At 36.8% G+C, this 22,140-nt stretch carries 22 protein-coding genes; all 22 read right to left on the bottom strand.

Going from position 1 to position 22,140, the window contains the following annotated elements:
• Position 1 precedes the first annotated feature (1 nt).
• The 22 genes from JJQ93_RS11050 to JJQ93_RS10945 all read right to left on the bottom strand — a co-directional run bounded on the left by JJQ93_RS11050 (position 2) and on the right by JJQ93_RS10945 (position 22,093).
• Entirely contained in the window at positions 2-424 is a 423-nt protein-coding gene (locus tag JJQ93_RS11050) for a YwiB family protein (RefSeq protein ID WP_274893802.1), read from the bottom strand.
• A gap of 13 nt (positions 425-437) precedes the next feature.
• Positions 438-1,526, bottom strand: coding sequence for a D-alanine--D-alanine ligase family protein (locus JJQ93_RS11045; protein ID WP_274893801.1), 1,089 nt, complete (start codon positions 1,524-1,526; stop codon positions 438-440).
• Between the two features lie 146 nt (positions 1,527-1,672).
• Entirely contained in the window at positions 1,673-2,125 is a 453-nt protein-coding gene (locus tag JJQ93_RS11040; protein ID WP_274893800.1) for an arginine repressor, read from the bottom strand.
• Between the two features lie 43 nt (positions 2,126-2,168).
• The gene (gene arcC, locus JJQ93_RS11035; RefSeq protein WP_274893799.1) at positions 2,169-3,158 is read right to left on the bottom strand and encodes a carbamate kinase; all 990 of its coding nucleotides are present in this window, start codon (positions 3,156-3,158) and stop codon (positions 2,169-2,171) included.
• Positions 3,159-3,173: 15 nt separating this feature from the next.
• Positions 3,174-4,601, bottom strand: a complete 1,428-nt coding sequence (locus JJQ93_RS11030) for a basic amino acid/polyamine antiporter (RefSeq protein WP_274893798.1) — start codon at positions 4,599-4,601, stop codon at positions 3,174-3,176.
• 68 nt (positions 4,602-4,669) lie between these two features.
• Positions 4,670-5,659 (bottom strand): ornithine carbamoyltransferase, encoded by a 990-nt coding sequence (gene argF / locus JJQ93_RS11025; protein ID WP_274893796.1) that lies wholly within the window; start codon positions 5,657-5,659, stop codon positions 4,670-4,672.
• Positions 5,660-5,687: 28 nt separating this feature from the next.
• Positions 5,688-6,935, bottom strand: coding sequence for an arginine deiminase (gene arcA, locus JJQ93_RS11020; protein ID WP_274893795.1), 1,248 nt, complete (start codon positions 6,933-6,935; stop codon positions 5,688-5,690).
• Between the two features lie 398 nt (positions 6,936-7,333).
• Complete coding sequence (locus JJQ93_RS11015) at positions 7,334-8,710, bottom strand: amino acid permease (RefSeq protein ID WP_274893794.1); 1,377 nt, start codon at positions 8,708-8,710, stop codon at positions 7,334-7,336.
• 30 nt (positions 8,711-8,740) lie between these two features.
• A complete protein-coding gene (locus tag JJQ93_RS11010) occupies positions 8,741-9,229 on the bottom strand; it encodes an arginine repressor (protein ID WP_085112454.1) in 489 nt (162 codons plus the stop codon).
• A gap of 192 nt (positions 9,230-9,421) precedes the next feature.
• Positions 9,422-9,607 carry a small, acid-soluble spore protein, alpha/beta type gene (locus JJQ93_RS11005; protein ID WP_013786991.1) on the bottom strand — a complete coding sequence of 62 codons (186 nt, stop codon included), beginning with the start codon at positions 9,605-9,607 and terminating at the stop codon, positions 9,422-9,424.
• Between the two features lie 66 nt (positions 9,608-9,673).
• Positions 9,674-11,008, bottom strand: coding sequence for a germination protein YpeB (gene ypeB, locus JJQ93_RS11000; RefSeq protein WP_274893793.1), 1,335 nt, complete (start codon positions 11,006-11,008; stop codon positions 9,674-9,676).
• 9 nt (positions 11,009-11,017) lie between these two features.
• Positions 11,018-11,734, bottom strand: a complete 717-nt coding sequence (gene sleB, locus JJQ93_RS10995; protein ID WP_274893792.1) for a spore cortex-lytic enzyme — start codon at positions 11,732-11,734, stop codon at positions 11,018-11,020.
• Positions 11,735-11,783: 49 nt separating this feature from the next.
• Positions 11,784-13,241: an aminotransferase class I/II-fold pyridoxal phosphate-dependent enzyme gene (locus tag JJQ93_RS10990; protein ID WP_274893791.1), complete on the bottom strand. Its 1,458-nt coding sequence runs from the start codon at positions 13,239-13,241 to the stop codon at positions 11,784-11,786.
• Positions 13,242-13,254: 13 nt separating this feature from the next.
• Positions 13,255-13,890: a stage II sporulation protein R gene (spoIIR, locus tag JJQ93_RS10985; RefSeq protein ID WP_274893790.1), complete on the bottom strand. Its 636-nt coding sequence runs from the start codon at positions 13,888-13,890 to the stop codon at positions 13,255-13,257.
• Positions 13,891-13,985: 95 nt separating this feature from the next.
• Positions 13,986-15,134, bottom strand: a complete 1,149-nt coding sequence (locus JJQ93_RS10980) for a Ger(x)C family spore germination protein (RefSeq protein WP_274893789.1) — start codon at positions 15,132-15,134, stop codon at positions 13,986-13,988.
• A complete protein-coding gene (locus JJQ93_RS10975) occupies positions 15,131-16,225 on the bottom strand; it encodes a GerAB/ArcD/ProY family transporter (RefSeq protein ID WP_274893788.1) in 1,095 nt (364 codons plus the stop codon). The genes JJQ93_RS10980 and JJQ93_RS10975 overlap by 4 nt, the downstream gene beginning before the upstream one ends.
• Positions 16,209-17,822 carry a spore germination protein gene (locus JJQ93_RS10970; RefSeq protein ID WP_284700608.1) on the bottom strand — a complete coding sequence of 538 codons (1,614 nt, stop codon included), beginning with the start codon at positions 17,820-17,822 and terminating at the stop codon, positions 16,209-16,211. The genes JJQ93_RS10975 and JJQ93_RS10970 overlap by 17 nt, the downstream gene beginning before the upstream one ends.
• A 19-nt stretch (positions 17,823-17,841) precedes the next feature.
• Positions 17,842-18,054 (bottom strand): CLC_0170 family protein, encoded by a 213-nt coding sequence (locus JJQ93_RS10965; RefSeq protein WP_274893785.1) that lies wholly within the window; start codon positions 18,052-18,054, stop codon positions 17,842-17,844.
• 85 nt (positions 18,055-18,139) lie between these two features.
• Positions 18,140-18,862, bottom strand: a complete 723-nt coding sequence (locus JJQ93_RS10960) for a nucleotidyltransferase family protein (RefSeq protein ID WP_085112463.1) — start codon at positions 18,860-18,862, stop codon at positions 18,140-18,142.
• A 7-nt stretch (positions 18,863-18,869) separates the two neighbouring features.
• Positions 18,870-19,547, bottom strand: coding sequence for a GntR family transcriptional regulator (locus tag JJQ93_RS10955; protein ID WP_013786981.1), 678 nt, complete (start codon positions 19,545-19,547; stop codon positions 18,870-18,872).
• Positions 19,540-20,406: a 4-(cytidine 5'-diphospho)-2-C-methyl-D-erythritol kinase gene (gene ispE / locus JJQ93_RS10950; RefSeq protein WP_274893784.1), complete on the bottom strand. Its 867-nt coding sequence runs from the start codon at positions 20,404-20,406 to the stop codon at positions 19,540-19,542. Before ispE ends, JJQ93_RS10955 begins: the two co-directional genes overlap by 8 nt.
• Before the next feature lie 154 nt (positions 20,407-20,560).
• Positions 20,561-22,093, bottom strand: coding sequence for a DUF3794 and LysM peptidoglycan-binding domain-containing protein (locus tag JJQ93_RS10945; protein WP_274893783.1), 1,533 nt, complete (start codon positions 22,091-22,093; stop codon positions 20,561-20,563).
• Positions 22,094-22,140 lie beyond the last annotated feature (47 nt).

Here is a 22,140-nt window from a genome sequence, read left to right as displayed (position 1 = left end):
ATCAATTAACCTCCCGCACCGTTAAATGTAGTTCATTATCGCTTAATACTCTTTCATCTAAATCAATGGCATATTTGAGTTTCAACTCTCCACCATTTTCTGTCAAACTTACTTTGATTTCATCAGATCTTACACCAAGCATTATATTGCCGTAAGGAGTCACATAGTTTGATTCATGTCTTGTGTTCTTTTCAAATATCATCTTTGATTGATTGTCTCCAAATCTCATTAAGATTACTGAATCTTCGCCAACTTTCAATGTAGTAGTCGTCTTGTCTAAGCCAGAAAGCTCCGATTCATCGTACTTTATATAGTAGTATTCACCTTTTTTCAAAAATTCACCCTCTGTTATAAGTTCTATCGTATCTGTCTCATTTTGCGCATTCTTCTGTGTGCCTTTAACCGTAATCAAAGCTTTTTTCAAGCCAAACTCCCCTTTACCAGTTTGTACATTTCTCATTGTGGGCAGATAAAGCCAACTGTATCAGTTCATCAATCAGTTTGCTGTATGATTTCCCCGATGCTTCCCAAAGCTTAGGATACATGCTGATTTGCGTAAATCCTGGAATCGTATTTAGCTCATTTAAGTAAACTTTCCCTGTATTTTTGTCCATCAGAAAATCTACTCTGGCCATTCCTCTCACGTCTAATGCCATATACGCTTTTATGGCTAACTCTCTTATCTCCTCCATCTTAGCATCAGGTATAGGCGCTGGGATAAAAAGTTTTGATGCTTCATCAAAATATTTTGCATCATAATCGTAAAATTCATGTGCAGGAACAATCTCACCAGCAACAGATGCTTCAGGATTGTCATTGCCTAAAACGGAACACTCAATCTCTCTTGCATCAATACCTTCTTCTACAATAATCTTTCTATCATACTTTGCTGCAATTTTCAAGGCATCAAATAGCTCTCCCTCATTGTGAACTTTTGTTATCCCTACACTTGAACCCATATTTGCAGGTTTTACAAAGCAAGGATATCCAATCTTTTCTGATATTTCACTTCTTATCTTTTCGTGATTATCTGAATCATTTAAATCCTTTCTGTATACTACCGTAAATTTCGGCGTAGGTATGCCGGATTCCAAGAATATCCTTTTTGAAAAGACTTTATCCATGCACAATGATGATGAAAGCACATTAGGCCCAACATACGGCATCTCAAGAAGTTCTAAAAGACCCTGTACTGTTCCATCTTCTCCATTAGGGCCATGCAAAACCGGAAAAACCACATCAATCGGATAAAATTCATAGCTCCCGTCTTTAAATGCAATTATCCCCTTGTACATAGTGGAAGGCCCTATCAAAGCAGGCACAGCTTCTTTTTCCCATTCACCTGTGGCGATTTTGTCAACATCACCGCTGTATAAATACCATTGACCATTTTTCGTTATGCCTACCATGTAAACTTCGTACTTTTCTCTATCTATATTGTTAATTATAGAAGTGGCTGAAACCCTTGATACTTCATGCTCTCCAGACTGCCCCCCAAACAATACAGCTACTTTAAGCTTATCCATAAAAGAATTCATTCCTTTCAAATAGTATACATATAATTAATTATGTATTATTTATTAATTATATTCTAACCCTTTAGAAATATGGATTCAAGCTTAAGTTTTTCAATATAGTAAAATATTAAGGCGGATAAATCCGCCTTAATATTTTAATTTGTCATTTCGCTTTTGAAAATCTCTTTAACAACTGTACTGCCCGCTTTTCTTACCAATATAAAAATTGTATTGTCGCCAGCTACAGAGCCAACGATATCATCGCATTTTAATAGATCTATCATCTCGGCTACGGCAGATGCCGCTCCAGACAATGTCTTTATGACAATGATATTTCTATTACATTTAATATCGACTATTGATTTTAAAAAATTGTTTTTAGGAAGACTGCAGTCTTCATTAAAAGCATATTTATATGATTTCATATCAGTGCTTGGAACTTTTATCAACCTTAGCTCTTTAATGTCCTGAGAAATCGTCGATTGTGTGGCTATAATTTTATTTAACTTAAGCTCCTCTATAAGCTGTTTTTGGTTTATTATTTCCTTTTCTCTTATTATCTCGATTATCTTAGATTGCCTTAAAGCCTTTTGATTATAAGCCATCATTATAAAAACCACCTTTATAAGTATCCACAGCACTTTAAATCTTTTAAGCTTTTAAATTAGCAAGTTTTCTTTCAGCGACAGGACTTAAGATTATGGAAGTTCCACTTATGCCCATCACTGCTAATTTCGCTTTGCTTAACGATGCTATTATCGATTTTCGTCCTGCCTTAGACTCTGCAAACATTATTGCCGCTTTGACCTTAGGCAACATTGAGCCTTCTGCAAAATGTCCTTCTTTTATATATCTTTTGGCTTCCTCTACCGTCAACAGCGATAAATTCTTTTGGTCTGGCTTGTTAAAGTTTATCGCAACTTGTTCTACAGCCGTAAGTATCATGAGAATATCCGCATTTAAAATTTCAGCTAATTTTTCAGAGGCCAGATCCTTATCTATAACTGCTGGAACGCCTTTCAAGCTTCCATCTTCATTTTCAATTACTGGCACGCCGCCACCGCCTACCGCAATAACCACATGTCCTGCATTGACAATCGTTTTTATCAATTGCTCTTCAACGATCTTTTTCGGCATTGGTGATGCGACAACTCTCCTATACCCTCTGCCAGCATCTTCTTTCATTACATATCCTTTCTCTTCCATTAATTTTTTAGCCTGTTCTTCAGTGAAGAATGAACCTACAGGTTTTGTCGGATTTTTAAAACCTGGATCATCTTTATCAACCACCACCTGTGTAACCACAGACGCAACGTCCTTATTGATGCCTCTTTTTATCATCTCGTCTCTAATCGCCTGTTGCAGGTGGTATCCAATGTAACCTTGACTGAATGCACCGCATTCAGGAAAAGGCATAACAGGTATATTTTTATTTACAGAATTAGCAGTTTCATACGTTGATACAATTTGTCCTACCTGCGGTCCATTGCCATGAGAAATGATAACCTCATGTCCATCTTCTATAAGATCTACAATTGCTTTTGCAGTGCTATGTGCTGTCTTAAGCTGTGCTTCTGCAGATGTATCTTTTGGATTTTCTTGAAGTGCATTTCCTCCAAGTGCTACAACGATTCTTGCCATGTTACTTTCTCCTCTCTACGGTGTTATTTTTCCTGTCGCAACTTCATAAATCATGATAATCGCTATTAAAACCATTATCGCCATAGATATGACTTCAGCTTTACTGACTTTTTCTCCTCTCTCTCTTTTAGCAATATAGTAAGGAATTATACCTATTGCATACATAATGAATGCGAGACCTAAGTAGGATATGCCTACAGCATAAATCACGTACAAAGAATATACAGTGGCTATCAAAGAAATTACCGTATCAACGACTAAAGATTTGTCTTCATTGCATACTTTTAAAGAAAACAGTGCTGAAAAAAGATATGGTACAAGTATCAATGTAGTTGCCATATAATACAATGTATAGTATGCAGATTGTAATTTATCAGATAGCAATGATACCAAAAATATTTGTGTTAACACATTAGTCAAAATAAGTGAATTGATTGGCACTCCATTTTTATTTTCTCTGGAAAACCACTTTGGCATGACCCCATCCTTTGCCGCTACGTAAGGGATTTCTGCAGCTAACAGTATCCAGCTTAAAGTCGCGCCTAAAAGTGATACTATAAGGCCAAGCTTTACGATAACTCCACCAGCGCCTCCTAATATAGTGGCTTCAAGCACATTTGCCAATGGAGTGCTGGCTTTTACTAAAACCTTTGCAGGCACAACGCCCATTGCAATTGTGGATATAAGCATGTAAATCAAAAGTGTAATCAAGATGCTTAAAACTGTTGCTTTACCTACTATTTTTTGAGATTCAGCTCTTTCAGACAATACTGTTGCAGCTTCGACGCCTATGAAGCACCACAATATGGTTCCCATAGCGCCTTTTATCTGTCCTATTAAGCTACTTGCACTGCCATCGGATGCAAGTGTCGTGGTCCAGTTGTGTACATTAAAAATTGGAACCTTAAAAACTATCAATCCAAATACGATGACTAAAATCAACGGAAGCAGCTTTGCAACTGTTACAATCGCATTTACGACACCAGCATCTTTAATTCCTCTTGTAATGATATAATGTATTATCCAAAGCAAAATTGAAGCAACTATGAAAGTAACTACTGGTTTTAACTCATGCCCTTTTCCAAGCAAGCTATTAAATGTTTTAAAAAGCAAAACCAAAAATGCCACGTTGCCAAGCCATGCGCTTAACCAGTAACCCCATGCAGAATTAAATCCTACAAATTCTCCAAAGCCTGCTCTTGCATAAGAATAAATACCACCTGTCAAACTTGGTCTTTTATTTGCCAGCATCTGAAACACCAGCGCCAACGAAACTACACCAATGCCGCCAATCAGCCACGCAATAAGAGCTGATTGCGGATTTGACACACCTATGAGATCAGTAGGGCTATTGAATATACCTCCACCAATCATCGAACCCACGCCCAATGCTATTAAAAGCATCAGCCCCAACTTTTTTTGCTTCCCAACACTACCTTCCATATATTTCCCTCCTATACATTTATTTTTACAATGGGATAGGTTTGTAACCTAGCCCATTGTAAGATGCATCATAGAGTAGCAACCATCACTGCTTTAATTGTGTGCATTCTATTCTCGGCTTCATCAAAAACAACTGAATGTTTGCTTCTGAAAACTTCATCAGTAACTTCTCTAATATCCAGATTCATTTTCTCTTTTGCATTCTTAGCCATTGTCGTCTCAAAATCATGGAAAGATGGTAAGCAGTGCATGAATATGACTTCTGGATTCTGTGTAGCTTTTAACATATCCATATCAACTCTAAAAGGTGTAAGAAGTTTTACTCTGTCAGCCAGTTTATCTTCTTCGCCCATTGAAGCCCATATATCTGTATATATGACATCAGCACCTTTAATTTTTTCAATATCATCCGTAACTTCAAGTATAGCGCCAGTTTCCTCTGCAATTTTATTTACCTCATCAAGGACAGAACTCTCTGGCCACAGCTCTTTAGGTCCGTATGCCACAAAATGCATTCCCATTTTTGCACAACCATAAAGCCATGCATAAGACATGTTATTTCTTGTATCACCTACAAAAACTATTTTCACTTTGTTAAGTGGTTTTGTTACATGCTCTTCAATTGTAAGCATATCTGCCAGTATTTGTGTAGGATGATCTACATCTGTAAGCCCATTAAACACAGGAACTCCAGAATATTTTGCAAGATCTTCAACGACCTTTTGCGCAAAACCTCTATACTCGATTCCATCATAGAATCTGCCAAGAACCTTTGCCGTATCTTCCAGCGATTCTTTCTTACCCATCTGAGAGCTGTTCATATCCAAATATGTCACATGTGCTCCTTCATCTAATGCAGCCACTTCAAACGCACATCTTGTCCTTGTAGATGTCTTTTCAAACAAGAGGACGATATTTTTCCCATCAAGAAGTTTATCTTTTAGTCCCTTTCTCTTTTTTGCTTTAAGATCGTGTGAGAGATCCAGCAGATACCTTATTTCTTCTGTTGTAAAATCTTTAAGTGTTAAAAAGCTTCTTCCTTTTAAGTTTATTGGCATAATAATTCCTCCTCAAATCTTTTAGTTTTTATCTTAAATTTTCTCTAACAAGAGGCATGCTCATACATCTTGGGCCACCTCTACCCCTTGAAAGCTCTGCACTTGGTATTCTGAGAACCTTTATACCTCTTTTCTCCAACAATTCGTTAGAAACATAATTTCTTTCGTATGTTACTACGACACCAGGCGCTATTGCCAGCGTATTAGATCCATCATTCCATTGCTCTCTACCTGAGATTATTGGATCACCGCCACCGCATTTTATAAGCTCGACATAATCCAATCCCAATGCGTTGCTTAAAATGTTTTCAAGTGAATTAGTATCATTCCTGTATTTAAGGGCACCATCACTTCCGCTTGAAATTTCATATACATTTAAAGTTCCTTGTATGCCTGAATGTATTGTAAATTTATCGTAATCAACCATTGTAAATACGGTATCCAAGTGCATGAAAGAACGTGCTTTTGGAATTTCAAATACTAATATTTTTTTGAAGCTTGTATTGCCATTTAATAAATTTTTAGCTAATATCTCAATTGCTTCCGACGATGTCCTTTCGCTGCATCCTATTGCCATCACTTCATCTGATAATATAAGCTCATCCCCACCTTCGATGGAAAAAGGCATTGTCCTGTCATACCAAAGAGGAATATTCGCATCCTTAAAAAGATCATGATATTTATGAATGTACTTTATAAAAAGTGTTTCTCTCCTTCTGGCTTCAGTTTTCATTCTGCTTATAGAAAGGCCATTTCCAATTGAAGCGCCGATATCTCTGGTAAAGTATAGATTTGGCATCGGATCAAGATAAAATGGGTAATCATCTTTAATTATGCCTGTAAGAGAATTGACTTTTTTAAGCCTTACATCATCTTTTCGTATTCCAGCAATTATCGTGTCAATCATTTCTTCTGTGTCCATGCTAAGAAGGTATTCTTTCAGTGCATCCTTTAAAACAGGTAAAATTATGCCACTTTCATTCAAAAATTCTTCAATGAACTCGTTTTTGATATCATCGTCGTTTAAGACGTCTGCTATCAGATTTTCAACGTACACTACCTCTACTCCATTTTCTCGCAATACATCTGAAAATTTATCGTGTTCTTGTTGGGCAACTTTGAGATATGGTATATCATCAAACAAAAGCCTTCCCAAATAGTCTGGAACTAAATTTTCAATTTCTTTTCCAGGTCTGTGTAGTAAAACTTTTTTTAATACGCCTATTTCTGAATAGACGTTTATGCTCAAAGAATCGATACTGACACAGGATTCCATATTGCTACCTCCATTTCTAAATTTGTTTATCATCATCTGTTCACCGCAATTATACAACTAAAACGCTCATCCAATAAAACAGCAATAATCTTAAAATATTTTAATTTTATATGATATGGTTTTCTCTGAGAGAAATAACGGTTTACCTCTTAAATATGCGTATATTCTCTGAAATTTATGTATTTATCCGATTTTTATAAAAAAATATGAATTTTTACTTGCATACTGATTGATTTTTATTCATAAATGTCTTTTAATGTCGCTAATTGTTACAAAATATACAAACCTATACAAACTTTTATACATTCACTGCATAAAATATTAATTTAAGATTTTTATAAAAAAAATAACCAGGTTTTAAGCCCGGTTATTCTCATTCAGAAAAATTTTTGATTTCCTCATCTTACATTTAAAGTGCTGTGATATCTGCTGTATGCGAAATAAATGATCAAGCCTACTATCATCCATATGACAAATCTTGCAAGTGTCACCATCGGAAGATTGATGATAAGATATAAGCTAAATATCATCGTAAGTGGCGCTACAATCCACACAAATGGCACTTTAAACTTCCTTTCGGCGTTTGGCATCTTTACTCTTAGCACCAATATGCCAATCGATACAATGATAAAAGCGCTCAATGTGCCGATGTTTGTAAGCTCAATTATTTCATCTAATGGAAGAAATCCCGCAATAATAGCAGTCAAAACACATGTAATCAATGTATTTATGTGAGGAGTCTTGTACTTTGGATGAACCTTTGAAAAAACCTCTGGCAAAAGGCCATCACGTGCCATCACCATAAAAATCCTTATCTGACCATACAAAGTCACTAAAAGCGTCGAAACCATGCCTACAATAGCGCCTGTAGCAACCAGTGCAGAACCCCAGTTAATTCCAACACTTAAAAGTGCACCAGGAAGCGCATTGTTTGGATCTATGTGCTTGAAAGGTACCATCCCAACCAATGTGATGGCAACCGCCATGTATATGACAAGAATCAATACTACAGCCACCATAAGTCCTAAAGGAACATCTCTTGTGGGATTTTTCGTCTCCTCCGCTGCAGTAGAAACAGCATCAAAGCCTACATATGCAAAAAATATTATAGCTGCTGCAGTCATTATCCCTTTAAATCCATACGGTGCAAATGGAGTAAAATTGGCCATCTTAATGTGGCTAAACCCTAAAAATACAAACAACCCTATAACTGCAATTTTTAAAAGAACTATCAAATTATTTACAGTGGCACTTTCCCTTACGCCAACGTACAAAATCCATGTCACAAACGCAGTAATCAAAATTGCAGGCAAATCCATGATGCCGCCAGAAATTGGAGGTGTAGTTATGACTTTAGGCAATGTTATGCCAAGGGTTTTTAAAAATCCGATAAACGTGCCGGACCATCCTGATGCCACAGCGCTTGCAGATATAAGATATTCCAAAAGCAAATCCCATCCTATTATCCAAGCGACTATTTCACCAAAGGCAACATAAGAATAAGTATACGTGCTGCCAGCCACCGGAAACATCGTAACCAACTCAGCAAATATAAAAGCAGCCAAAACAGCCGTAACGCCACCAATTATATACGAGATAATCACTGCTGGACCCGCTTTTAAAGCGCCTTCGCCAGTCGACACAAACACTCCTGTTCCAACGACAGAACCAATGGCCAATGCAGCCAAATCAATAGCAGTGAGTTTTTTGTTTAAATTCGTCTTCTCAGCAGTCTCAAGCAGTTGATCTGCCGACTTCTTTCTGAATACATTCATCTAATATTGCCTCCTATGTTGTTTTTAACATCAACTTAATTTTTTAATATTTTCCCCCATTTGCGTATCGACTATTTTTTTTAATCTATCGATTACTTCTTTTACATTATCATCTTTGTCGACAAGCACAAAAATAGTATTATTTCCTGCAATAGTGCCTACGATTTCACTCCAGTTTAATTCATCAATTGCTTCAGCGGCACTTGATGCAGCACCAGACAACGTTTTAATTGCAATTATATTGCCTGAATAATCTACATCTACAATTACTTTAGATAAAAGCGATAAAAATTTATCCAATGTTATATTCTCATTTACATCCCTGGTGGAGTATTTGTATCTTTTCCCATCGCTGCTTAATATCTTTACTAACTTCAGTTCCTTTATATCTCTCGATATGGTGGCTTGAGTCACAATGAATCCTTCTTTTTGCAATTCATTGACTAATTCCTCTTGATTCTCAATATCTTTCTCTTTGATGATTTTTAATATCTTGTTGTGGCGATCCAGCTTTGTCATATAACTCACCTCAAATCTCTACAAAATTATTGATTATTTTTAAACATTTTTTACACAATAATTTTATCGCGTTTGCTATTAAATGTCTACAATTTTAGTTGAGCACTAAAAATTTTTTAAGTCATTATAGACGTTAAAAGGCCAGAGAAGAAATTTATCTTCCCCGGCCTTTCTGGGCTTTAATGAGGAGACTTAGAAGTTATTGTTCTGTACCATGCTTTCCTCGGCTTTCTTGATAGCAAGTTTTACAAGATTGCCGCAGTCACGAGATGATACACTTCCCCAACCTTCAGTCTTTACAATGTCGTAAACGCCTAACTCTTTTGCCAATTCCTCTTTCAGGTTATCTGACATGAGGCTATTGCGACGTCTACTCATTTTCAATTCCTCCTTTTGGGCCCATTTATATTTTTCCTGTTAAGCTCTTTTTTATTCTAAAAGAAATTACATCGTCAGATTGCCTTGATTTGTCTTTATGACTTTTAAAATCTTTTCTTCAACGCCATTTTCCGCGTTGATGTATACATAAAATGTATCGCCGCTGTATGTTCCTTTAAATTCATAAGCCAAAACTTCTTTCCCTCCGTCCAATGGTATTATGCACAATCGGCTGCTTTCAATTTTCAAATTCTTGCTGACCTTGCTTTGCGCTTCAGATTCCGTAAGCTTCGGCTTTTCTATTTTCCTATCAACGTGTGACATATAGTATGATGTGGCATCAAATCCTACTATGTCGCCATTGTCCAATGCAATTTTTACTTTGACAATGTCAGGATAGATTCTTACGTTATCCTGAACAGGAGTAAAATTAAATTGGACCGTTCCATTGGCCTTTATAGAATAAGTATTTTCCATATTGCTGAAACCATGTGATTTTAAAAACTTCATAGCATAATTTAACGCTTGTGTCTCTGATATGTTCACTTTAGAAACTGCCCTTTGATCCATAAGCCATATTACATGCCCGCCCTTCTTGCTTACATTCACATATATAGAAGGAACGTTTTGAGGTGGCTTTAATTCTACTCCATACGCATCTATCTTTCCATTGTTAGGACTGTATTTAATCGCAGACGATACTGGTTTTCCTAAAAACCTTTTTGCTATTGACACTGCGTTATCGTACGAAACGTTGCTGCCAGTCAATCCTTTTGGTGTCAACTTTGCCTGGCTTTCAGAAAAAGGTCCATCGTATATTAGTGTTGGATAGTTAGACATCTGTTGATTTACAGTATTCATATTCACATTCAGTATTTTGCTGTCTATCTGGCTCATCTTTTGAGTGCCTTTTTTATTTAAGTTGTCTAAATCATATCCTCCTTGTATTTTGCTTCTTAAATCCTGCAAACTTTTGCCAAGATATACTGCGTAGTTGTGTAGCTCTGATATTGTCTTTAAATCTTTGTCCGTCAATTTTTTGCCGTCAGCGACGTTTTTTGAAAGGCTGTAAGAATAATCGCCGATTTGAGACAAAAACTTTGAAGTGTTGTCTAATTCAGGCTGGCTTATTGGAAGCTGGCTTAAGTTTTCCTGCGCTTCAAAAGCCTGCCTCCATACATCGCTTAGAATTGGTATTGTCGTATTTTCCTGAGATGAAACCATCAACTTGCCTGTTGATGTCTCTATATTTTCTATGCTGTTTACAAGCTGATAAAAAGACCTATCGTACTGTGCCTGTAAATATCTATGGTATGTTACTTTCTGCATGTACTGATTGTATCCCCATGCACCTACTACTAAAAGCAAAAGAAGCATCACGACTGTTGATATTCTCTTCATTTACATCACCTACCTTGCAAATATATGGTTGCCAATCTGGGTTATTATTGGCCTATTAAAAATCCAGTAATTTTGTACTCTCGATGCATTGTAGTAGTACAGTGCTCCACCTGTTGGATCCCATCCTGCTATTGCATCCTGAGCTGCTCTTATGCAGTCTTGAGTTGGAGGAAGCCACATTTGTCCATCATCAACCGCAGAAAATGCTCCAGGTTGGAAAATCACGCCTGCAATCGTATGTGGAAACATTGGTGACCTTACTCTGTTCATCACAACCGCTCCAACAGCCACTTTCCCTATAAAAGGTTCTCCTCTTGCTTCTCCGTTTATAAGCATTGCCAAAAGATATACATCGTCATTTGTAGTCGTAGATGTTACCGGAGTGTATGTACTTGATATTGAGGTGTATTTGCTAATATTAAATCCCAATGCTACTTTCGTCTGATCGTCCACAATTCCAGTCACATTGAGCCCATTATTAGCCTGAAATTTTCTCACAGCCAGCCATGTTCTGACTCCAAAAAATCCATCTACAGGTCCATCGTAATATCCCCAATCTTTTAGCCTGGATTGAACTCTCGACACATCTGAACCAGAATTGCCCCAATACAAATTTGACATTGTTTTGATAGACATATTTAACGTGCTTAACTCAACACAAAAAGTAGTAAATAGTATTAATATCAGCAAAACTACTTTTATCCTTGAAACGGAATAGTTTTTCATCTGTTTCCTCCTCTACAATTTAGTATTTGTAGATATTTTTTGTAGAGAATCAAACTTTATACACGTGTCCCAAAACTTTTATATAATCTATGTTTGGATCCTCAGTGCCCTGAAGCTGACAATGTTGTTCCTTTAGTAGCTTTACCCTTTCAATTATGTCTTTTGTTATCCTTTCACCGGGGCAAATCATGGGTATTCCTGGTGGATATGCCATAATCATCTCTGCACATATCTCACCTTCTGCATCGTCTAAATAAACTAATCTACTTTTGCTGTAATATGCATCTCTTGGAGCTACGATGACTTCAGGTCTTATGAGATTTCCTGCCGTTATTTCACCATGATTTTTCTTCATCCTGACAAATTCCCTTAAACTGCGTATAAGGTGCTCTACATCATCCATATCATCACCTAGGCTTATTATAGCCATTATATTGTTAAGATCCGCCATTTCCAACTGAATGTGATATTTAAGCCTTAATTCTCTCATGATTTCATATCCAGTCATACCTGTTTTTGATACGTTTATTACAAGTTTAGTAGGGTCTAAAAGATATGGACTCATTATATCCTTTTGAATAATAGCTTTTAATCCTTCTATCTTGTTGATTTCTTCCCTTGCGTATTCCGAAAGTTCTATGACTTTCATAAGCATTTCTTCACCCTTAGTAGCCAACTGTTTTCTCGCCACATCAAGTGATGCCATCAAAACGTATGAAGCAGATGTAGACTGCAAAAGATTTAAAATTGACTTTATTGAAGACACTTCTACTCTATTTCCTTTAGACAAAAGAAGAGAGCTCTGTGTCATTGAACCGCCTGTTTTATGTATGCTAAGTGCACAAATGTCAGCGCCCAGTGTAATACCACCACGAGGCATGTAAGGATGAAAATAAAAATGGCTTCCATGCGCCTCATCACATAAGACAGCCATATTATTCTGATGTGCAACATCAATTATCTTTTCTAATTCTGAAGTAATACCATAATATGTGGGATTCAAGATAAGAACAGCTTTAGCATCTGGGTTTGCCGTAATAGCTTCTTGTACCTGCTTTGCACTTATTCCCAAAGCGATGTCTAAATCTTCATCTATTTCAGGATATAGGTAAACAGGTACTGCACCTGATAGAATAAGGGCTGAAAAAGCTGATTTATGGGCATTTCTCGGCATTATTATCTTGTCTCCCGGTTCTGTAGCTGCCATTATCATGGCTTGTATTCCAGAGGTAGTGCCGTTGACCAAAAAATAGGCATAATCTGCGCCAAAAGCCTGTGCCGCAAGTTTATGTGCTTCTTCTATTACACCTACTGGGTTCGCGAGATTATCTAAATCTTCCATGCTGTTGACGTCAATGCCCATAACTGCATTTCCCACGTATTCGGTAAATTCTTTATTGCCTTTTCCATGTTTGTGCCCCGGAACATGGAAAGCATATACATTTTCCTCTACATAATTTTTAAGCGCCTCAAATAAAGGCGCATCATTCTGGGTGTACTTTGTCATCTAAGTTTTCCTCCTAATCTTTTAATGCCATTCTTATTTCATTGAAGTATCTTTCCAACACTTCAACGACTTTAAATTTCACCTGTGGTTTTTCTGTCTCTATCATAGACAATTCATCTTCTGACAAATACCTGCTTAATTCTTTCTTTGTTTCATCGCTTGAGAGCCCATGTGTTATATCAATAAAACACAACGGCGGAAACATCACACACCACCAGTTTTTCCCTTCACCTTTGCCTATAACAATCCTCAATGCATTGTAATTTCCTGCAGGAAGCATAATTGTACCATAATATTTTGTAGGAAAATCAAAGCGACCATACATGACTTTGACACCATAATCTTTGCCATTGGCGTAAATAGTATCCTGCGCTATCTTTTGTATATATGGTATGTTCTTTTTTATTATTTCTTCTGACTCCTTTAGATTTGCCACACCGATAAATTTGTCGTTCATGCTCCTTATTACCGCATCTCTTACTTTCAGCTTTAAGCTTTGGTCATCTTTAGAATCGCTGTTTGCTATGACGTGAAATCTAATAAGCTTATTTGAAATATCTTTTTTCATGGCGTATGTGTCATCATTTTTACTGATTTCAAAAAGAAATACTGTAGAAATAATTAGAACAATTGCAATAAGACGTTTCATTATGTATAATCCCCCACTTATTTTTATTTGACAACCATAAGGCAAATTGTCTTCGATTTCAATTATTGCCAAATAAGATGGGAATTATACAAAATTTATCTAAATAAGCCTATTCTCCTAATGTGAGTAGTCACAACCGGCTCTACCACAACATCCGGAAATTTCTCATTCCAAGTTGGCCCAACTTTGCTCCAAAGTGAAGGTTTATACTTCTCAATGTAGTCTCCCACACCAATCATATCGACTTTTAAGTCCTTCTGAAATTTTTTAAGTGACTCATTTATCATTTTTTCAATGACACCGTCGGCTTTTTTCTCCATTGTGCCTAACACATTTGTGTCAAACATCTCGCCATGCTTTTGAAAGCTATATTCAGTCACTTCTCCTTCTACATCGTATTTTAATTTGTATATTATCTTTCCATTTTGTTCAGTAACCTGTCTTTTCATAACGGTATTTGTAATATTAAATGGCACCTTTACTTCCTTACCGTCCGTTGTAGGCATGTCAAATGTAATGTCTCCACCTTTGACAAACCCCATAAGCCACATGTAGCCCATGTTTTCCCCATCTGATAACCATCCTACCAGTTTGTAATTTTTTATGATGGCAGAACCGGCAATTTTTAGTTCATCTTTTCCAGATGATATGACTGGAATTATGGCATTTCCATTTGTATCATGTAGCGATTTAGTTATTTTATTGTAATCTATATTAGGAAATATTGACGTCCTATTGTACTGCTTGAATATATCATCAATATACACACCGATATCTGGATCAAATTTATAATTTTTAAGCAGTATATCTTGTGCTTTCCCGTTCGCCACTAGAAGCCTCAACTTTCTACTTAATTCGTAGCTTCTATCTAGAGTGTCTAATACTTCAAGAAATTTATCCCTATTGCTTACTACATCCTTGCCTAATATTACAGCTTTCGTATGACCTAAAAAAAGCCTTTTATCAAGTCTTGTGCTTACATGACGTGATGCAGAGAAGACCGTATCCCCAATTTCTGATATGGAGAAATTAGGCTGTCCTCCTCCACCACCGCCGCCACCTGCAGCACTGGACACCTGTTTTACATTTGGAAATTGAAAAGTCACTACGTAATTTTTTGCTTGATTTGACGTGTCAATCCCTATAGCCATCACAAATGCTCTGTCCTCAATCTCAACCTTGTCCCAACAACCAGTCAAAATTAACGGTATAATCAGTATCAACGTGACAATGGGTTTTTTCATTGCCTTTCACCTCCATGCTTTAACTTCACTATAGCCCACATTAATAAAGGAAGGATAATCACAAAAAACAGCGTCAAATATGTAGCGTATGATGCGTATCTGTACACCTCTACAATTGATTCAGGTATAAGTGCCATAAAGTATATGATGGGTATAAGCGGTATAACAAGATATGAATGTTCTCTTGCCTTTATAAGCTTTGACAAGCTCAGTGTGGCGGCATAATGAAAAGCCGATATAGATGTAAATACCGCAAACGTCCAAATGCCCATTATAAGGCTTTCAAGATTTTCAATAAAAAAACCTGGAAAGTTTATAGATTTTATGACTGTAAGCAATGGCCACAATTGGACACTTGTTTCCTTGTACCCGAATATACCTATGGTGAAAAACGTTATGTAAAGATAAAAAAATATTATGGAAAAAAATGATACATTTATGCTTTTTTTAAGCTTGTTTCCCAATTGGATATATGGAAATATGACGTACAATATTTCAAATCCGATAAAACTGTAGGTAGTCTGCAAAATGCCTTTTGCAAGCCTTAAAGGTGAAATCCTAAGCACAGGCAAAAAATTGCTTAAATCTATGTCTGTAATGGCTGGCAAAAGGATGATCATGGCAGGTATAACCATTACAGGAAAAAGTATCTCCGACATCCTTGCAATAGGTTCTATCCCATATCGCACAATGTACGCCGACGTGAAAAGCAGGGTTATCATTATAACCTCTATAGGAGTGCTATTCAGTAGGTATGACTTTGCGACTTCACCGAATATCCTTAAATTTAAACTGCAAAAAATCAAAAAATACGCGATTAAGAATATTGTAAGCAAAATAGACACAGGCTTAGTCATAATTTTTTCGGAATACTCTACAAATGTCTCCGTTGGAAATTTTGATGCTACGAAACTTATAATCCTAGCAAATGTTAAAGCCACAAGTCCTCCTAGAAGTATCACAATAAGACCATTGGGTCCTGCTGCCTTGGCCACATCTGCAGGTAAGCTTAATACACCAGCTCCTAACATAGTGGTAAAAAGCAGTATAGAAAGCTGATTTTCTGAGATCTTGTCATTGTTTTTTATCATTATTATCCCTCCGGTCTACTTCTACGCTTTCGATCTTCTCCGGTCTTAAATCCTTCATCCGTTTCTTATCCTGTGTGTCAAGTGTAGGAGGTCTCTTTTTAAAGGCCATCAGCGGCGCTCTTATAATTGTATCTGCCAAATCGCTTAAATTTATCTCTACAAATGGAGATAAATAAGGAAGTCCAAAGCTTTTAAGTACGACCAAATGTGTCAGCATAAGTATAAATCCCAGCATTATGCCGTATAACCCCAATACAGCCGCTAGAATCATAAAAGCAAATCTTAAAAGCCTAAAGGCAATGGCAGCACTGTAACTGGGTATAGAAAAAGACGAAACAGCAGTAACTGCTACCACTATCACCATCAACGGACTTACGATTCCTGCCATTACAGCAGCCTGACCGATGATCAAGCCGCCTACTATGCCTATCGTCTGGCCTATTGGTACAGGAAGCCTTATGCCTGCTTCTCTCAAAAGCTCAAAAGTCGCTTCCATTATTAATGCTTCCATAAAGGCAGGAAATGGAACTCCTTGCCTTGTTGAAGCTATATAAAGAGCCAATTTTGTAGGTATCATGCCAGGATGGTATGATGTAAATGCTATATATATAGATGGACCTACAAGAGCAATGATTGCCGCCGTAAACCTTAGTATCCTGAGAAGTGAAGAAATCATCCATCTCTCAAAATAATCTTCAGGCGATTGGAATAGTGTAGCCAACGTTGTAGGTATTATTAGTGCAAATGGCGAATTGTCTATGAGTATGGCAATCCTTCCCTCCAACACTGATGCAGCAACTTTATCAGGTCTTTCGGTGTTAAGCATTTGTGGAAATGGCGAATGCCAATCTTCCTCTATAAGCTGCTCAATGTAGCCGCTTTCTAAAACGCCGTCTATGTCTATCTGATTAAGCCTTTCTTTTATCAATGACAACAAATCTTTATTGACTATGTCATCTATGTACAGTAAAGCAATATCCGTCTTAGACCTTTTCCCTATCTGCATCTGCTTTATCTTAAACTTCGGATCCCTTATCCACCTTCTGACAAGAGCTGTATTTACCCTCAAAGTCTCAGTAAAACCTTCTCTTGCGCCCCTTACAACCATTTCTGTCTCAGGAGGTGCAACAGATCTCATCTGCCATCCTCTGCTGGATATAATGACAACTTTAGAGTGTCCATCTAAGAAAAGGGCCGTATCACCTGAAAGTATAGATGTTATACATTTGTCTAAATCGTCAATCTCCTTTATGTCACCACCAGTTATGGCCGCTTTTTTGATTACTTCATATATGTTCTTTTTAATCTCATCAATCGAAGGTCTTGCCTGCCTTGAATCAAGCATAAGGGAATGCATCACGTGCTCGTTTATGATGCCTTTGTCCACAAGTCCATCTACAAACACTAACTCTAATTTGTGCTGAAATTCCTCCCCAACCCAAAATTCTCTGTAAATTATATCATCAGAATCTTTTAACATATCCTTTATGTATTTTATATTTTCTTCAATGTCTTCTTTCACCTTTGGACTTTCTACATCTTTACCTTCCCTGTTATCATTGTTTTTATTTTTAAAAAGTTTATTAAAAAATCCCAAAAAAAGCACCCCTTTCTCATCAAATCGGTGAAAATTTAATGATTATGTACATGACAGCATCAACTAAAAGATACGCTATGCCTATATTTCTGCAAACTTTTGAGTCTTTATCAAGCCCTTTTTTCTTCAAATCTTTAGGCTCAAACACCGATTCATAAAAACCTGTTATGAAAAGTACGGTAAACAAATACGCGTTAAAAACTTGTTTCAAAAAAAGAAATACATTCATCATATCCACATCACCTTTTTTAAGTATTTCACAATAAAAAAAATATATGCAAAAAAAATAGGCCTCCGCCTATTCTCATGCATATATATTAAGCTATATACTTATTTGCCATTTCTACGTCTTCATCCTTATCTACATCATTGCCTATCTCTGGGTATTTAGATATTACAGCTTTTGCGTTAATATTGAAAAGCTCTGATACCTTTCTCTCAAGCTGACTTATGGTTACGCGCCCAAAAGCGAACAGTATCAAAATCCTAAAGCCCAGCAACTGTCCTAACTTCCACGGTTTTTTCCTAAACGCTATAAATTGTTTTGCCGCTTCAATGCAGGCATCGACAATTTGAGGATTTATATAAAATATATTTCCACCGGTGAAAGTGCCTTCTTTGATTTTAGCGTAAGTCCTCTTTGCGTCTGGAAATTTCCTCTCGTTGTCCTCTCTTTTAACTATCGGATAACACAAATCCGCGTTCAAGGCTTCAGACTGCTCTACAAAGTCTATTACTGCCTCTTTTGTAAGCATAGGTATATCGCATGTCAATATCAATACGCGCCTGTCATTTTTAAAAGGCTCGACTCCTTTGACAACATTTTCTATTATGGAATTTCCTTGATCTATTAATATATCTATGCCATCTATACATTGCAGTTTTTCCCTGTCGCCTACTACAGCAATCTTATCTACTTTCCCAGAGCCTCTTAACGCATCAATGACATACGATATCATATACCTATCCTTTATCTTAATAAGAGCCTTTTCTGGAAGCTTCTCATCGCCAGTGCTTCCAGCCAGTATTAAAGCATTCATGATTCATTCACTCTCCATTGCTAAAATGCTTCATATCTTTCACTAAATCATTTTGAAAATTCTGTATGTGCTTCTCCGCCCACTTTTGAGCATTGTCAGAACTACGCATCTCCAATGACTCCAATATCTTCTTGTGCTCTTGATACAGCTTCTTTGATTTTTTAAAATCGCTTATATACCTTACTCTAAACCTATGAACATGCTCTTGAAGGTTGTTCATTATCTGAACCAATTTTTCATTTCTTGAAGCATTAAATATCAGGTCATGAAACTCCTGATCGTATTTAATCAGCTTTTCTACGTCGTTTTCTTGTATCCCCTCATAAAATTTGTCCAATATTTCTTTTAGTTTTTTTAGTTCATCGTCTGTTATCCTTTCAGCAGCAAGTGATGCCGCAAGTCCTTCTAAAGACTGCCTGACTTCAAACGCATTAAGCAGATCCTTCGTACTAAGATCTGACACATATGCACCTTTTCTCGGTACCATGACGACAAGCCCGTCTAACTCCAGCTTTCTTATGGCTTCCCTTACGGGAGTCCTGCTAACTCCCAGTTTCTCCGCCAACTGCACCTCCATAAGCCTTTCTCCTGGCTTAAATTCGCCTGTTATAATAGCATTTTTCATGTAATCAAATACGATATCCCTAAGCGGTTTGTAATTTTCTAATGGCAAATAGTTATTCATAAAGTTCTATCCCCTTATCAATAGTATTAGAAATACATGCATAAAATCCATCAGCCACAAAAGAATCATAAGCAATATTTATTTTTACACTATCATCAAAAATTCCGAATACCGTTGGCCCACTGCCACTCATAAGAGTGCCTAATGCACCTTTTTTAACCATCATCTTTTTTATATCGTCTATAATAGGATATTTTTTGATGGTTACCCGCTCCAAGTCGTTCCCCAGACTCATACATATATTCATGATACTTCCTGAGTTTATAGCGTCAACCATATTTTTAGTATAATTATTTTCTATGAAAGCAAGATTGTCATATTCAGTATACACGTCCTTTGTCGCTACGGATATATGAGGTTTTACTAATAGCAATTTCAAGTTGGGCGTATGTAAGTCTTGAAACACGTCCCCTATACCAGAAGCCACTTTAGTACCACCATCTATGCAAAAAGGCACGTCGGCCCCTAAAGAAACGGCCAAATCTTTTAAGACAGACAACTTTACATTAAGGTTCCAAAGCTTGTTTAGAGCGACTAAAGTTGCCGCAGCATTTGAGCTGCCACCAGCAAGTCCTGCAGCAATTGGTATGCTTTTTTTAAGTCTAATGTGAACACCGTATCCGCCAAATTCTCTTTTTAATAAATCCGCTGCCTTTATGATCAAATTGGATCTATCTGTAGGTACATCTTTCCTATTGCATTCAAGAACTATGTCATCATACATCTCAAATTCTAATTTATCATATAAATCTATCGATTGCAAAACCATCTCAACAAAGTGGTATCCATCATCTCTTTTCCCTTTGACATCAAGTGCCAAATTTATTTTTGCGTACGATTTCGCTTTTAGTTTGTCCATAACCAGTTCACTTCCACAAAAAATTTACGCTATAATATATATTATACATTATACACGAAAATCCTTCTACATATGTTTAAATCGATAAATAAATTTTCTCTATGAAATAAAATAAAGTTGGAATAAATCATGAATTCCAACTTTAGCTTAAACCTCATATTTTATTAGGTATTATAAGCTTTGAGCCAGCCAAAATCCTCTCGTCTTTTAATTCATTTACTTTAATTATTTCTTCTTTAGAAGTCCTGTACCTTTTAGCTATATCCCAAAGCTCATCGTCCTTTTGGACCATGTATATCGTGATGCTGTGCCTATTTTCTTCACTTCTTACATCTTCAACTTCCTTCGCATCTACAAGCACATCGTACCTGCTAATTTTAAAGGCATCTACAGTAGCATCGACTACAAATTTAAGTTCTGCCTCTTTCATGGCCATAATGTCATAGGTAATATGCGTTACTTTTAAATCGACGAAAAGATCTCCGTCATCTATTGGCACATCCAAAAACGTCTTAAACTGCGCTTCGTCTTTATAAGACATGGTGTTGCCGTTATCACCTATATATATGATGTTATAATCGATCACACCTTCTAAGATGGCTTTTCCGTCCTTTAAAGCGTAGTCTGAAAGGACAGGATATGCAACAACATCAATTATTCTACGGACATTGTTTCTAAATTCCACATTTTCTTTAAATATGGCTTGTGATTTAAAGCGCCCTTGCTGACTTATGGCTTCTATTCTCTCGATTACAGGCTCAACGTTTCTGTTGATGCCGTATATGTCTACCGGGATCTCAGTTTCATCTTTCTCTGTCACAATAGTATCAGTCTTTAAAACCAATTCTATGTCGATTATCCTGTTATCTCCGCTTTCATCAGGCAATATCTCTATGTTTTTCTCAATTATTCTTTCATACGTATTGGCATTCATATAGCTTAATGCGCCAGGCACGTCTATAAAATTAGCGTAATTTAGGTCACATTCTTCATAGCCGTACTCATCTTTCGAATCGCCTTCGTAAACTATATACATGTGAACGCTACCCTGTATTATGACGCGATTATCTGTTATTTTAGGCTCATCAGGCTTTATAACCATGTCAACTTTTAATATCTTAGAAACATTAGGTTCACCGTCAGAAATCTTAACTTGCTCTTTCAAGAAAGTCTCCGCACTGTTTTGCCCTACGATATTTGCTAATTTGATGGTCTTTTTCAGATATTCTATGCCTTCATCGCCCTGTATTCCCACTATGGCTTCTTTCTTTTCCTTTGCAAATGCTCTACCAGAAACGCTTACTATTGCTTTTACGTTCATCTTGCGGCTATTTATAAGGGAAAAATCTACATGTTCTACTCTACAATTGACGATAGATTTGCACTTTGAGTCAACACCGCTAATCTCTAAAAAATGCGTAAAATCCACAGACTTGTTAATTCGAAGGAGCTTTTTGTCCTTGTCAGCCACGTATAATATGCTTAGCTTAAGCTGCCCATCAACTTGAATCTTGCCGTCGCTTTCAACAACGTCGTTTATTACAGATTCCCCTAAAACCGCAATCACATTTATGGCATCAGGCATATCTTCCGGTACTATTACATCGCTTTCTATAAGAGCCTGACTATCTTCCCCGCCTACAAATCTGTCATAACTTATGGGATTTGTCAATGCACCTTGTAACATTTTTTTACCTCCTCGTATTAAATATATGATCAAATATAGAAGCTATA

It is taken from the genome of Thermoanaerobacterium sp. R66 (assembly GCF_028895185.1).
Classification (GTDB): domain Bacteria; phylum Bacillota; class Thermoanaerobacteria; order Thermoanaerobacterales; family Thermoanaerobacteraceae; genus Thermoanaerobacterium.
This window is presented reverse-complemented; position numbering and strand designations above follow the sequence as displayed.

Bases quoted from the DNA above. Each gene is read 5' to 3' on its own strand.
- JJQ93_RS11045 (WP_274893801.1), bottom strand. From the start codon at position 1,526: ATGGATAAGCTTAAAGTAGCTGTATTGTTTGGGGGGCAGTCTGGAGAG.
- JJQ93_RS11040 (WP_274893800.1), bottom strand. From the start codon at position 2,125: ATGATGGCTTATAATCAAAAGGCTTTAAGGCAATCTAAGATAATCGAG.
- arcC (WP_274893799.1), bottom strand. From the start codon at position 3,158: ATGGCAAGAATCGTTGTAGCACTTGGAGGAAATGCACTTCAAGAAAAT.
- JJQ93_RS11030 (WP_274893798.1), bottom strand. From the start codon at position 4,601: ATGGAAGGTAGTGTTGGGAAGCAAAAAAAGTTGGGGCTGATGCTTTTA.
- argF (WP_274893796.1), bottom strand. From the start codon at position 5,659: ATGCCAATAAACTTAAAAGGAAGAAGCTTTTTAACACTTAAAGATTTT.
- arcA (WP_274893795.1), bottom strand. From the start codon at position 6,935: ATGGAATCCTGTGTCAGTATCGATTCTTTGAGCATAAACGTCTATTCA.
- JJQ93_RS11015 (WP_274893794.1), bottom strand. From the start codon at position 8,710: ATGAATGTATTCAGAAAGAAGTCGGCAGATCAACTGCTTGAGACTGCT.
- JJQ93_RS11010 (WP_085112454.1), bottom strand. From the start codon at position 9,229: ATGACAAAGCTGGATCGCCACAACAAGATATTAAAAATCATCAAAGAG.
- JJQ93_RS11005 (WP_013786991.1), bottom strand. From the start codon at position 9,607: ATGAGTAGACGTCGCAATAGCCTCATGTCAGATAACCTGAAAGAGGAA.
- ypeB (WP_274893793.1), bottom strand. From the start codon at position 11,008: ATGAAGAGAATATCAACAGTCGTGATGCTTCTTTTGCTTTTAGTAGTA.
- sleB (WP_274893792.1), bottom strand. From the start codon at position 11,734: ATGAAAAACTATTCCGTTTCAAGGATAAAAGTAGTTTTGCTGATATTA.
- JJQ93_RS10990 (WP_274893791.1), bottom strand. From the start codon at position 13,241: ATGACAAAGTACACCCAGAATGATGCGCCTTTATTTGAGGCGCTTAAA.
- spoIIR (WP_274893790.1), bottom strand. From the start codon at position 13,890: ATGAAACGTCTTATTGCAATTGTTCTAATTATTTCTACAGTATTTCTT.
- JJQ93_RS10980 (WP_274893789.1), bottom strand. From the start codon at position 15,134: ATGAAAAAACCCATTGTCACGTTGATACTGATTATACCGTTAATTTTG.
- JJQ93_RS10975 (WP_274893788.1), bottom strand. From the start codon at position 16,225: ATGATAAAAAACAATGACAAGATCTCAGAAAATCAGCTTTCTATACTG.
- JJQ93_RS10965 (WP_274893785.1), bottom strand. From the start codon at position 18,054: ATGATGAATGTATTTCTTTTTTTGAAACAAGTTTTTAACGCGTATTTG.
- JJQ93_RS10960 (WP_085112463.1), bottom strand. From the start codon at position 18,862: ATGAATGCTTTAATACTGGCTGGAAGCACTGGCGATGAGAAGCTTCCA.
- JJQ93_RS10955 (WP_013786981.1), bottom strand. From the start codon at position 19,547: ATGAATAACTATTTGCCATTAGAAAATTACAAACCGCTTAGGGATATC.
- ispE (WP_274893784.1), bottom strand. From the start codon at position 20,406: ATGGACAAACTAAAAGCGAAATCGTACGCAAAAATAAATTTGGCACTT.
- JJQ93_RS10945 (WP_274893783.1), bottom strand. From the start codon at position 22,093: ATGTTACAAGGTGCATTGACAAATCCCATAAGTTATGACAGATTTGTA.